General features: G+C 44.4%; 9 protein-coding genes. 7 read left to right on the forward strand and 2 right to left on the reverse strand.

Annotated elements, in window-relative coordinates:
- Positions 1-26 precede the first annotated feature (26 nt).
- Positions 27-1,754, reverse strand: coding sequence for a cellulase family glycosylhydrolase (locus CXK86_RS15220; RefSeq protein ID WP_101313991.1), 1,728 nt, complete (start codon positions 1,752-1,754; stop codon positions 27-29).
- Positions 1,755-2,014: 260 nt separating this feature from the next.
- Here CXK86_RS15220 and CXK86_RS15225 point away from each other — a divergent pair, with 260 nt between their 5' ends.
- The 5 genes from CXK86_RS15225 (at position 2,015) to CXK86_RS15245 (ending at position 9,840) form a co-directional block, all read left to right on the forward strand.
- A complete protein-coding gene (locus tag CXK86_RS15225) occupies positions 2,015-2,845 on the forward strand; it encodes an amidohydrolase family protein (protein WP_101313992.1) in 831 nt (276 codons plus the stop codon).
- A gap of 240 nt (positions 2,846-3,085) precedes the next feature.
- Positions 3,086-4,528, forward strand: a complete 1,443-nt coding sequence (locus tag CXK86_RS15230; protein WP_101313993.1) for a 6-phospho-beta-glucosidase — start codon at positions 3,086-3,088, stop codon at positions 4,526-4,528.
- Between the two features lie 424 nt (positions 4,529-4,952).
- Positions 4,953-5,783, forward strand: a complete 831-nt coding sequence (gene licT, locus CXK86_RS15235; RefSeq protein ID WP_074094875.1) for a BglG family transcription antiterminator LicT — start codon at positions 4,953-4,955, stop codon at positions 5,781-5,783.
- Between the two features lie 211 nt (positions 5,784-5,994).
- Entirely contained in the window at positions 5,995-7,884 is a 1,890-nt protein-coding gene (locus CXK86_RS15240; RefSeq protein ID WP_101313994.1) for a beta-glucoside-specific PTS transporter subunit IIABC, read from the forward strand.
- Between the two features lie 486 nt (positions 7,885-8,370).
- A complete protein-coding gene (locus CXK86_RS15245; protein WP_101313995.1) occupies positions 8,371-9,840 on the forward strand; it encodes an Msr family ABC-F type ribosomal protection protein in 1,470 nt (489 codons plus the stop codon).
- 146 nt (positions 9,841-9,986) lie between these two features.
- Here the strand turns inward: CXK86_RS15245 and CXK86_RS15250 are convergent, their stop codons facing one another.
- The gene (locus CXK86_RS15250; RefSeq protein ID WP_101313996.1) at positions 9,987-10,577 is read right to left on the reverse strand and encodes a biotin transporter BioY; all 591 of its coding nucleotides are present in this window, start codon (positions 10,575-10,577) and stop codon (positions 9,987-9,989) included.
- 112 nt (positions 10,578-10,689) lie between these two features.
- Here CXK86_RS15250 and CXK86_RS15255 point away from each other — a divergent pair, with 112 nt between their 5' ends.
- Together CXK86_RS15255 and CXK86_RS15260 are read left to right on the forward strand one after the other, a co-directional pair.
- Positions 10,690-11,544 carry an ATP-binding cassette domain-containing protein gene (locus CXK86_RS15255; RefSeq protein WP_101313997.1) on the forward strand — a complete coding sequence of 285 codons (855 nt, stop codon included), beginning with the start codon at positions 10,690-10,692 and terminating at the stop codon, positions 11,542-11,544.
- A complete protein-coding gene (locus CXK86_RS15260) occupies positions 11,529-13,292 on the forward strand; it encodes an ATP-binding cassette domain-containing protein (protein WP_101313998.1) in 1,764 nt (587 codons plus the stop codon). Before CXK86_RS15255 ends, CXK86_RS15260 begins: the two co-directional genes overlap by 16 nt.
- Positions 13,293-13,433 lie beyond the last annotated feature (141 nt).

Genomic DNA, 13,433 nt, shown 5'->3' on the forward strand with positions numbered 1-13,433 from the left:
CTCTGAACAGAACGTTAGATGAGTTCTTATTTGGAAGCTACGCCAACAACGCTGGTTCCATTTTTCGTGATTTTGTACGTCAGCACATCTCCGTTCCAGAAATGGAACTTAAGCGTAACTTCGCCATCATTGGTTTCATTGAAGAAGTTAGGTTTCAGTTCAATCACATTACGTTCGTAATCTGGGCTAAATGTGTAGGAGAATTCTTTGAACGAAGTCCAGTTCTGTGGACCGGCGTTCTCTCCGTTTGCATACGTTGCTTCCATCGTGGCCAGTTGATTGCCGTTAAACGTAGTCGGAATGGCAAATGCACTGGTTGTACCAGTTGCATCGTTCAACTTAGGTGTGTCATATTTAATGATATGGAAGTTCCAGTCAGCACCTTCGTTGAATCCAGCTGTGAGTGTGGCATTTACGCCCAAATCACCAGAGGCTGTCAATTTGGTCAAAAGATTGGATTTTAACGTAAGCACATCTTTTTTGATCGTATAGTCTTTACCTCTTACAAGAGGGGTAGTGCCATTTTTCAACGAATTGAATTTGTTCCCATTCAGATTGAGTTTGACCTTTTTATCTTGAATAGCTTCATTTTGTTTAAGATATACGAGGTCCGTTTCGGCTGTGGATGAGCGACCTGTCCAACTGGCTTTCATGGTATCAAATAATTCCTGATCAGACCAAGTAAAACTTGTGCGACCGAAGTGTTGACCGTTATCCCACAACATCGTTGTCATCTGTTTTTGACGCAGATATTGTCCAACAAATTCGAAGAATTTCAGTTTTTCGCCTTGCTCAATGACACCTGTGTGCTGGTCAAAACCAAGCAAGCCATACTCACCAACGATAACCGGAATGCCTTTCGCTGTGAAAGCATTGTATACCCGATCAAAAGTGTCGGTAACGTCCTTCTGTACTTCCTCGTTATACTTGGTGTAACCTGCGATGTTCACACTGAATGGCCAGAACCCGTAGTAGTGAACGGTTGCAATAATATTGCTGTCATTCAATTTTTGGATGGTCTTATTCAGTTCATCCAGATCAGGCTGAGCGGAAGAGGTATGCATCGTTGGAAGTACAAGTGGACGTGTCTTGTTGTTTCCACCCGAAGTTCTTACGATCTTGTGAAAAGAAGTATTCAATTCGTCCAGCATGCGATATCCAATCGTTGCATCTGTTGTGCCGCCTTCGGAGAAACGTGGTTCGTTAACACTTTCGAACATGAGTTTATCGGATGCATCTTTGAATTTGTCCGCAATCTGAGTCCAAGCAGCGTTGTAACGTGCAAGCACGTTGTCATGGTCTTTCTCCATGTAACTGATCCAACGCCAGGAATCATGGTGAAGATTGATCATGACGTAGAGATCCGCATCAAGGGCCCAGTTTACCACTTCTTGAACCCTATTCATGTAAGCGGAATCAATTGTGTAGTCGGGTGCGTCACCGATATGGGCTTCCCAGGTTACAGGAATACGGATACTGTTGTAGCCCTCATCTGCGATCGACTGAATTAGTTCCTTCGTAATGCGTGGGTTGCCCCAGGCAGTTTCATCTTCACCAACGGCGTCCAGAGAGTTACCCAGATTCCAGCCAGGCTCCATGGCGTTTACATAGGTCTGCATTTTGCTTGGAGCGGGTGATGCATTGGCCTGTTCGCTGTTGTCAGTTGCAGCTGAAGCCATAGCCGAGGAGAATAGAGATAGAATCATGGCAGTCACAAGCGTAAGAGAAAGGACTGATTTGCGGTTTTTTTTCATTAATATAGTCTCCTTCGAATAGAGAATGGTTGAACGTGAATAGGGGTTAAGCAGGGTGGAAATAGAGCTCAACGCAAACAAAAATTCACTTGTTTAATACTAGAATCACCACCGATTTATGTACTGAAAGCGTTTTCGTAATTTACTATATCATGATTTAATATTGGACAATACCTGCACAATTGGAATAAAAATCATGTGAAAATCAGTGATTGCTTTTTAATGATAATTAGATTTAAATACCCTGGGAGGGATCTAATATGAAGCTGGATGCACATCAACATTTTTGGGAATACAACGTCGCCGAGTACGGATGGATTGGAGAAGAGATGAAAGTCATTCGTCAATCTTTTCTTCCAAAAGATCTTGAACCTTTATTGATCCAATCCGGACTGGAGGGATGTATTGCGGTACAAGCCAGACAATCACTGACAGAAACCGAGTGGCTTCTGCAGCTTTCAGAACGGCATGAATGTATCAAAGGTGTTGTCGGATGGGTGGACCTTTGTTCGGATAAAGTTCGGAATCAGCTTGAACTGTTCGCGTCCAATCCGTATCTGAAGGGCGTACGTCATGTCATACAGGATGAACCTGATCTGAAGTATGTATTGAGAGAAGACTTTCAGCGCGGAATTTCATTGCTAAAAGAGTATGATTTGGCCTATGATCTGTTGGTATCCAAGGAGCAACTGCCTTATGCCGTTGAACTGGTTAAGGCGTTTCCTGAACAGCGATTTGTACTTGATCATCTAGCCAAACCCGACATAAAATCAGGTATACTCTCACCGTGGAAAGAAGCGCTTGAGTCATTGGCCGCACAACCTAATGCGTACTGTAAACTTTCAGGGATGGTGACGGAAGCAGACTGGGCAAATTGGACTCCAAAGGATTTTACAGCCTATCTGAATATCGCCATAGAAGCCTTTGGTGCGCAAAGGTTAATGTTCGGGTCCGACTGGCCCGTGAGCAACGTTTCAGCTACGTATTCTGAAGTATACGGTCTTATTAATTCTCACATTAATGCCTTACCTATACTAGATCAACAGATGATTCTTGGCGGCACATGTGCTGCGTTCTATCAAATATCGTAGTGGGCAATCCGAAGCTAAACCGGTTTCAAGAAGTTGACAACTGTTCTGATTCTTGCTAAAGTTTTATCCAATCCGCATAATCATGATCTGGGAATGTTACCGATATGGGCATAACCTGAGCTGGCTTGTTTACACGTAATCGTGTACCCAGGCTGGTTCGGGTTTTTTCTATTTTGTCTTTTTAATGTTTCTTACGATTGGAGCGGGTAGCTGAATTACATATTTGGAAGGAGAATGATGATGACGAATTTTAAATTTCCTAAAGACTTTCTGTGGGGTGGAGCCATTGCTGCCAATCAGGCGGAGGGCGCGTATCTGGAAGATGGCAAAGGGCTGAGTATCGTTGACTTGCTGCCGACCGGAGAGAACCGCAGAAGTATTATGAAAGGCAATGTTCCGGCTTTTACACCGCTTGCTACCGAGTTCTATCCTTCACACGAAGCGATTGACTTCTATCACCGTTACCCTGAAGACATTGCTCTATTTGCCGAAATGGGGTTCAAAGCACTGCGTGTCTCCATTGCCTGGGCACGGATTTTCCCAACAGGAGAAGATGCACAGCCAAATGAAGCCGGATTACAATTTTACGATAACCTGTTTGATGAATTGTTGAAAAACGGCATTGAACCTGTGGTTACATTAGCTCACTTCGATGTGCCTGTGCATCTGATCGAGAAGTATGGCAGCTGGAGAAGTCGTGAACTGGTAACGCTTTTCGAGACTTACGCTACAACGGTATTCACTCGGTACAAAGACAAGGTGAAATACTGGATGACATTTAATGAGATCAACATGCTGTTACATCTTCCGTTCCTTGGGGCGGGGCTGGCGTTTAATGAAGGGGATAACATCAAGGAAATTCAATATCAGGCTGCTCACCACCAACTGGTTGCAAGTGCACTGGCAGTCAAGGCATGTCATGAGATTATTCCTGGTGCCATGATTGGGTGTATGCTCGCCGCAGGAAGCTTCTATCCGTATACTTGTAATCCGGAAGATGTGTTCCAGGGCATGGAAAAAGATAGAGAGTCCTATTTCTTCATCGATGTGCAGTCACGTGGGGAATATCCGGGTTATGCCAAACGTTTCTTCAAAGATCACGAGTTGAAAATTGTTATGCAGCCGGGTGATGCGGAAATCTTGAAGAATCATACCGTAGATTATATCGGATTCAGTTATTATTCAAGTCGTACAACCAGTACCGATCCGGAAGTTATCAAAAATATGACCAGTGGTAATGTATTTGGCTCGGTAGCCAATCCATATCTGGCGAAGTCCGAGTGGGGCTGGACGATTGATCCTAAAGGATTCCGTATTACCGCCAATCAACTACATGATCGTTATCAGAAGCCGCTGTTTGTTGTTGAGAATGGATTTGGTGCCAATGACGAGGTTACACCGGAAGGTGAAGTGGATGATGCGTACCGGATTGACTACTTGAAACGACATGTAGCTGAAATGGGTGAGGCCATTCAGGATGGGGTGAACATCATTGGTTACACCAGCTGGGGACCTATTGATATTGTAAGTGCCTCCTCAGGTGAGATGAGAAAACGTTATGGCTACATTTACGTGGATCGTAATAATGAAGGTCAAGGTGAGCTGACACGACTGAAGAAGAAGAGTTTTGAGTGGTACAAAAATGTGATCGAATCTAACGGAACAAACCTGGGTGACGCGTAATTTATATTTTTCTGAATTAAAATGGTCTTGTACGGCAATAAAACATCGGAAGTTTCATCTATATAAATTGAACTAAACATTTACACAAAACGGAGAGGACAGAAAAAAGCTGGGGATAACAGCGATCGGAAGGTTGTTCTGTCATCGGAGTAGCTAGTGTAAATATTATCTAGTTCAAGCTATATAACCATGGGACTTCCGTTTGTCCCCACATTGAAAGCGTTGACATATAGTCAGGTTCGCGCTATACTTGACGCAATTATATCGTTTCTGGGATTGTTACTACTCGAAGTAGGCAAAACCTAAGCACCAAAAAAAGCAGACCACCACGTCTTGTTTATTTTGTGATGCTTCAGGTTTTTTTTGTATGCCCAAAAGACGATGTATAACTGCCAAGAGAGTGGAACGTGACGGGGGGATTGAAGTGAAAATAGCAAAGGTTATCAACAATAACGTCATTAGCATCTATCAGGCGGATGGAGCAGAGCTTGTGGTGATGGGACGTGGGATTGCCTTTAAGAAAAAGCCGGGGGATAAAGTAGACGAGACCCGCATCCAGAAAGTATTTGCATTGAAAAACAAACAAACTTCCGATAATTTCAAAATGCTACTGCGGGAAGTTCCGATGGAACTGATTGAAATTGTGGAAGAGATTATCACGTATGCACGTGAGAATCTGGGCCGAAAGCTGAATGAGAACATCTATGTATCTCTTACAGATCATATTAACTTTGCCATCGAACGTTATCGGGAAGGCGTGGAGATCAAGAACGCATTAATGTGGGAGATCAAACAGTTGTACAAGTCCGAATTCGAACTCGGCCTGAGGACGCTGGAACAGATCAACACTCGTATGAATATTGAGCTTCCACCCGATGAAGCCGCTTTTATTGCTCTTCATATTGTTAACGCAGAGATGAACGAAGAAGTTATTACAACGATGAATATTACGAAGTTTATCCAGCAGATTATTAATATAGCGAAATATCATTTCAAAATGGAATTTGATGAGGACTCTCTCAGTTATTTTCGCTTTATCACACATCTGAAGTTCTTCTCCCAGCGTGTGCTCAGTGGTACGCATTACGACAACAACTATGATCATTTCTATGACATGATTAAGGAGAAACATCCGGATGCCGCAGCGTGCATGGAGAAAATTGAGTTGTTTGTCAAAAAAGAGTACAACCATGAGCTGACCAATGAAGAAAAGTTGTATCTGACGGTTCATATCGAACGAGTGGTTAATCGATAATATTTAAATGTTGACAAAAATGGTTTTATTATAATAATATGTGATTAACAGGAATTGAATACGATTTAACTGGGATTGTTACTGGTTATGCAGGCAAAACCTAAGTCATGAGAAGGTCAGGACCATTGTGTCCCCTTGCTCAAGGCTTAGGTTTTTTGCGTGCAAAAAAATCGGTAAGAGGCCTGTTTGAGAAAAAGTGGGGGTGCAGATCATGAGTCAAGAGAAACTGGCCAAAGAGATTGTAGAACTGGTTGGCGGTGAGAAAAATGTGGAATCGCTGGTTCATTGTGCAACACGATTACGGTTTGTATTGAAGGACGATGCCAAGGCAGACAAAGCCAAACTTGAGAAAACAGAAGGCATCATCGCAGTCAAAGAAAATGGAGGACAGTTCCAGGTGGTTGTTGGTAACAAGGTGCCTGAAGTCTATAGTGCCATTGGACAGATCAGTAACATTCTGGACGATTCCTCAGATAAAGAAAAACCTCGCAAAACAGCCAAAGGGCTCGGGGGGATTATCGATATCATATCCAGCATCTTTGCACCACTTCTGGGTGTTATGGCGGGAGCCGGTATTCTAAAAGGGTTATTGTTGATTGCGAGCAATATTGGATGGCTGGAAACGACAGAAACAACATATACGATCTTGTATGCAGCAGCAGATAGTCTCTTCTATTTCCTGCCTCTGTTGTTAGCGGTTACAACAGCACGTAAATTCCAGGGAAATATGTTTGTCGCGATGACGATTGCAGGAGCACTGATCTATCCGTCCATCGTCACGTTGAAATCAGAGGGAACACCAACGGATTTCTTCGGTATCCCTGTCATCTTGATGAACTATTCATCTACAGTTATTCCTATCATTTTAGCTGTCATTGTCATGAGCAAGTTGGAAAAGTTCTTTAATAAAACACTTCACGATAGTGTGAAAAACTTTGTTACGCCATTGTTTTTGCTAGTGATTATGGTACCTCTGACATTGCTTGTATTTGGACCATTTGGCGTATACGTTGGTAATGGAATTGCAGCTGGACTGGTTGCCGCATTTGGATTCAGTCCATTGCTCGCAGGAGCCGTTATGGGTGCAAGCTGGCAGTTGCTCGTTATCTTCGGAATACACTGGGGTCTTATTCCGGTATTTATCAACAACGTTGCAGTGTATGGACAGGATGGTGTTAAACCCGCTGCGACAGCTTCGATCTTTGCTCAAACGGGTGCTGCTTTTGGGGTTATGCTGAAAACAAAGAACAAAAAACTGAAAACGCTGGCTGGATCATCCACGTTGACCGCATTATTCGGTATTACTGAACCGGCCATCTATGGGGTAACATTACCACTGAAACGTCCATTCATTGCAGGCGTAATCGGTGGTGCAGTTGGTGGAGCTATCATTGGTCAAGCGGGCACATTGGCATTTGCATCCGGTGCACCAGGGTTGCTGACCCTGCCAATCTTCTACGGACCAGGTGGACAAGGTTTCCCAGGATTGATTCTGGGTATCGTAGTATCCTTTGTTGTTTCGGCTGTACTAACGTACATCATGGGCTTCAAAGATCCGGTTGAAGAAGAAATAAAAACCGAATCTACGACATCCGATCAGCAATCTGTTCGTGCAACGAATGCTTCGGACGAAATTGTATTTAGCCCAATTGAAGGAACGATTGTTGAATTGTCGGAAGTTCCGGATCCGGCCTTTGCATCGGGAGCAATGGGTAAAGGGATTGCGATTGAGCCAACTGTGGGCAGAGTTGTAGCGCCTTTTGACGGCACAGTTACCGTTGCATTCAAGAAAAAACATGCCTTGGCTGTAGTATCAGACACCGGTGCTGAGATATTGGTTCATGTGGGAGTTGATACCGTTAAATTGGATGGGCAACATTTTGTTTCCCATATCAAAGAAGGCGATCGGGTCCAAGCGGGAGATCTGTTGCTTGAGTTCGATATTGCACAGATTAAGGCTGCTGGTTATCATACGGTGACACCTATTATTGTAACCAACTCAGCCAACTACGAAGAAGTGATTCCGCAGGCTACAGGTCGGGTTAGTAGCCAAGAGCTTCTATTAAAGTTAAGTAGCGGTAATGTTCAGGAACAAAAGTAGATTGATGTACTAATCTGATGGCTAGTGTTTTCATCATTCCGTTGACATGGTGGAATTGGAAAATTATAATTGGAATTGTACATCTATACATGATAATGAAAGGTGGATTATTGAACATGACACATGCGATGAGACTGCGCTTCCTTCCTTTGAATCGGTAATTGAATACGTTCAAAGGCTCTGACTATTGGTTCAGAGTAAACGGGATCAGTCTGTCATTTTCAATCATCTGACCTAAAAATAAGTGTTATACTCGCTTTCCCGTTTACGTTGAATCACAGGCCGTGGCCTGTGATTCTTTGTTTTTTCTTCTGATTATCTTAATCAGGTAAATAATTAGGTACAGGCGCTCAATACAGACTACTGGGGGTAACCGCTATGATGACGTTACTGTTCTATTGATACGAGCTGGCACGATAAGCTCGTATCGATAGAAGCGTGCTTCGCTATCGATACGAAATAAATCTTATTTCGGAGGTAGCGAATATGGAAAAGATATGTTTTGAATTAGAACAGGTTGAGATGACCTATATGGATAAAGTAATACTGAACATTGAGCGACTGGCTGTGCATCAACTGGATCGCATTGGTGTAGTAGGTGGTAATGGTCAGGGTAAAAGTACATTGTTGAAACTCATTGCGGGGCAGATCCAGCCAACAGCCGGAAAGGTAAAACGTTTTGCAGAGTTTGGTTATTTGGAACAAGTGGAACCTCCTCAGCCTAACGAAAATCTCGAAGTTGACGGGGCTTTACTCAGTAAATTAGCGATACCTCAACACGATCAGCCATGGAGTGGCGGAGAACAGACCCGTCTAAAACTGGCTCAAATGTTCACTCATTATCATGAAGTACTGTTACTGGATGAACCAACAACACACCTGGATCAAGCGGGCATTACATTTTTGCTGGATGAATTGCGTTATTATTATGGGGCGCTTGTGCTGATCAGTCATGATCGTGCGGTTCTGGATGAACTGGTGACCACGATCTGGGAAATCCATCAAGGTGAGGTTCACGTATATTCCGGCAACTATAGTGATTATCAGGCACAGAAGAGGCTGGAGCGTGAACAACAAAACCAGGCCCATGAGCAGTTTTCCAAGGAGAAAAGACGATTGGAGCTGGCCGCTCGGGAAAAGATGAAGAAAGCCGAGAAAATAACGCAGGCCGGAAGCATGTCCAAAAAAGAATCCAAGGCAAAAACAAACCGTATGGTTGAAACAAAATCCAAAGGCACCAGTCAAAAAGCGGTGCACCGCGCAGCCAAAGCGATTGAACAGCGGATGCAACAACTTCACGAGGTACAAGCGGTGCAAGAGGATCGGCCTATGATCTTCCGTCAGCCAAAGACACTGGAGCTGCACAATCGATTTCCGATTATGGCAGATCGCCTTACACTTGAGGTGGATGGAAACATATTGTTGGAGGATGTAAGTTTTCAAATTCCATTAAAACAAAAAATAGCGATAACCGGAGCCAATGGCAGTGGGAAAAGTACATTGCTTAACCATGTTTTCCATGCTGGGGATCACATCACAATGTCTCCAAAAGCAAAGCTCGGTTATTTTCAGCAAATGAGCTATCGTTTTACGACAAAAGAGACCGTATTACAATTCCTGAAAAATCGTTCGGAATATGAGAAATCTGAGCTGAGAAGTGCGTTGCATGCGATGCAGTTTACAGGTAATGACTTGCTGAAGAATGTTGGGACATTAAGCGGAGGAGAAGCGATTCGTCTTCAATTATGTCACTTGTTTCTTGGACAATATAACATTCTATTGTTGGATGAGCCGACGAACTTTCTTGATATGCATGCATTGGAAGCGTTGGAGCGTTTTATTAAGGCCTATGAAGGAACGATTCTGTATGTATCTCATGATCAGAGGTTTATTGAAAATACAGCGGATCAACAATTTCAGATTACAGAGCGTCAATTAATTCAGGTGAATATATAAGTTGAACTAAAGAAGATTTACACGGATCACTCCCGATGACAGAACAATCTTAGAGGAAGAGAAGTAACGAAAACCGCCAAAGTGATTTTGGCGGTTTTTGTTTTAGAATATGAAGGCTTGTGATCTAATAGGATATGTAGCTTCTATTAAGAATCCGCTTTTATAACCGTGGAATGCATGTTACCTGTGAGACGTTGAGGTGGGAAAACCATGCGCACGGGCGCAATGATGATGGCAGCAAATGCAGCCTTGATCAAATCCCCAATTATGTAAGGATAAAACCCTTGAATCATGGCCTCAGGTATGTCCATTTTGTAAGCATAGGCAAGCCAAGGGACCCCCGAGACATACACGAGCAGTGAACCAAATAGTTCAAATACAGCAAAAGCGAGAATGAATCCTGTTACACCTTTGATGTTGATTCGTGCAAGCAGCAGTCCAATCAATAAAGCGGAGATCGGCCACATCATCACATATCCTCCGGTAGGTCCAAACAGTACCGCAAGTCCTCCGGTCCCATGCAGCAAGGGGAAACCAAGAGCGGTGAGCAGAACAACCATCGTGACACTTAGAAAACCGTAGAGTGGACCAAGTAATCCTCCGGCCAGCATGACAGCCAAAGTTTGTAATGTTATCGGTACAGGGGAGAAGCCAATGGGAATGCTTATGTAACCAAAAAGCACTAAAATTGCGGCCATAAGTGCGCTGAATACAATGCCTCGCAAAGATAATTTCATGTTTGAACAATCCTCTCCATTTTGGTAATATGATTGTTAACCAATTATATAAATGTGGTTAACGATTAGGATCGTACCACATAACAATAGAAAGGGAAAGGACTAATTTACGATGCAAGGCAACCTGCCTATAATTACATTAGAAGATGTTCGAGTGCATTATGCTTCCGAAGGTAGTCAGGTGAGAAAAGCACTGGATGGGGTCTCACTTACGCTGCACCAAGGAGAATGGATTAGTATTGTAGGGGCGAATGGCAGTGGAAAAAGCACACTCGCTGGACTACTGATTGGATTCATTCCACTATCTGGAGGGGTACGGGATATCTCGGATGAACTTACCGTTCGGGGTGTATTGCAGCAACCGGATGCACAGGTACTTGGCGATACGATTGAAGAGGAGTTTCATTTTGCGCTGTCACCATTGATGGATTCTGTAGGAGAGCAATTGGAGCGCCGGCAGGATGCATTACATACCGTAGGACTTCAATATCCCCCGGAGAAGGCTGTCTCACAATTATCCGGTGGACAGAAACAACTGCTTAATATTGCTGTAGCGCTCGCAGCCAAACCGGATATATTGATTCTGGATGAGCCAACAGCCATGCTTGATCCGGGAGCAAGAGACCGTATCGAGGCCATCGTTCAGAAGATTACCCAGCGGGGGACAACGGTGATCTGGATTACACACCATCTGGAGGAAGCAACCCTGTGTGATCGAATCATTGCTATGGAGAGGGGACGTTGTGTTTACAACGGGGCGCCGGAGTCCTTTTTCTATGAAACAGAGTTGAATGAGAAGGCTACTTGGGAAAATGTACAGCTATCTCCCTGTGAACGGTTAGGGTTGGACCCTCCTTTTACTGTAAAAACTGCGTTATTGCTCAAGCAAAAAGGTATGATGCCAGAAGCCATGCCACTGCGACCTGAGCAACTGGCCAAGGAGGTCGCACGTTGGAGATCAAGCTAACCAATATACGTATAGAAGCATCGGAATCGGGCAAACGTGCACTGCTTGAAGATGTGAGTGTACAGTTGAACAGTGGGGGAATCACCTTGCTGCTGGGCTGCACCGGTTCAGGAAAAACGACTTTATTACAGACGTTGGCTGGTCTGAGACCGCCCGATGCAGGAAGTATCACATTGGATGGCACACCTTTCTGGAAAGAAGGAAAAGTGCCGCAGTCGATTTTATTGCAAATGGGACTATTGTTTCAATTTCCGGAACAACAACTGTTTGCCCGAAGTATTCAGCGTGAATTCTCATATTCTCTGCGTCCCTATCGACTTTCAGAGAAACAGCAACAAGAGCAGATCACAAAAGCACTGAACCAATGGGACCCGCTAGTGTCCTCGGAGTTGGACCGACGTTTTCATCTGGACAGGTCGCCATTTGCTCTAAGTGGGGGAGAGAAGCGCAGGTTAGGTCTTGCTCTCGGAAGTGTGACCAATCCACACTGGCTTCTGCTGGATGAGCCAAGCGCCGGGTTGGAAGCGCAAAGTGTCGGGCTTTTGCTGGATGTATTGGAGCAACATCGTCTGGCAGGTGGTGGGGGCGTGGTAGCAACCCATGATCTGGATACATTCTTGCCTTGTGCGGATCGAGTATTGTTGTTGCAGGAAGGCCGTCTAATCGCTGATCTTACGCCGAGAGAACTTCACAAAAGGCCTGAACTGCTGGAGCAGACAGGGATTGGACTGCCACCATCGATGAGACTGGTACAGCAGTTTAGAGCAGCGGGTCTTGAGCTGCCTTTGACCGCGATGACGCCAGAGGAGATGGCTGAAAGTATTGTTCATTCCACGTCAGTTAAGGTGGGGATTCAGAACGAATTGAAAGAAGCATCAGCGACGGTAACGATGGAAGTCAAGAGCGATGTAATGAAATATGAAAAAAAAGCACTGATGCTATCGTCCATTAAAACTGAAGATGATCCAAAGCTTCTTCCGAAGACCTTGACTCATTCAGGCGGATTATATGGCGTTATGGACCCGCGTCTGAAATGGATTTTGTATATTTTGCTGGTCACCGCAGCTATGCTTCAACAGCGATGGCTGGGATTGACGTTAACACTGGTGCCGGTAGTAGCAGCACTTGCCGTGCTCCCGCGTCAGACTTTGGCTGGATGTATGAAGTTAATGAAGCCATTATTATTCTTTTTCATCATATCAACGGCGTTATCTGGGACAACTCTTTCAACAGAGGGAGGAGGTCTGCACTTTGGCTTTTCCCTGATGCAGGCGGAGGGCACTTTGCTGAATGTGTATCGTTTGTTTATCGTCACATTGGCAAGCCTTTGGTTTTCGTTGACGACACCTTATGGGCGAATGGTAGAAGGGCTTAACTGGGTACTCGGTATCGGTAAAAAGATCAGGTTGCCCGTAGCTTCGTTTGCTCTTGCTGTATCGTTAATCTTTCGGTTTATCCCGATGATCTGGAGTGAGTGGCAGCGATTCTCACTGATCGTGCGGGCACGTGGAAAGGCGGCTTTAAGACCAAATACCGTTCGAATTCGTGACCTGGGTCCGATGGTGATTCCCTTGTTAATGGCACTGTTCCAACGTGCAGAGGATATGACCATTGCGATGGAAATGCGTAAAGTTAGAGAGCACTCTACGCTCGGAGGACGTTCATCGTTATTGGTATGGTCCAAACGTGATACCTGGATTAGCATGGCTGGCCTCATAGTTTTTGTACTATTAATATGGATTCGCTAGTTGTGATGGCGATGATTAACGTGATGGATCCGGTGATGAATAAGACGATGGATTAGAACCATAAACGCAGTGTTTTCCAAAGATCATGCATAAATGCGTTTGTCCTCGCTCACAATAAGTGGACGTTGGTCATCTGAAGTG

Origin of the sequence: Paenibacillus sp. BGI2013 (assembly GCF_002843485.1) — a bacterium.
In the GTDB taxonomy this organism is placed as follows: Bacteria; Bacillota; Bacilli; order Paenibacillales; family Paenibacillaceae; genus Paenibacillus; species Paenibacillus amylolyticus.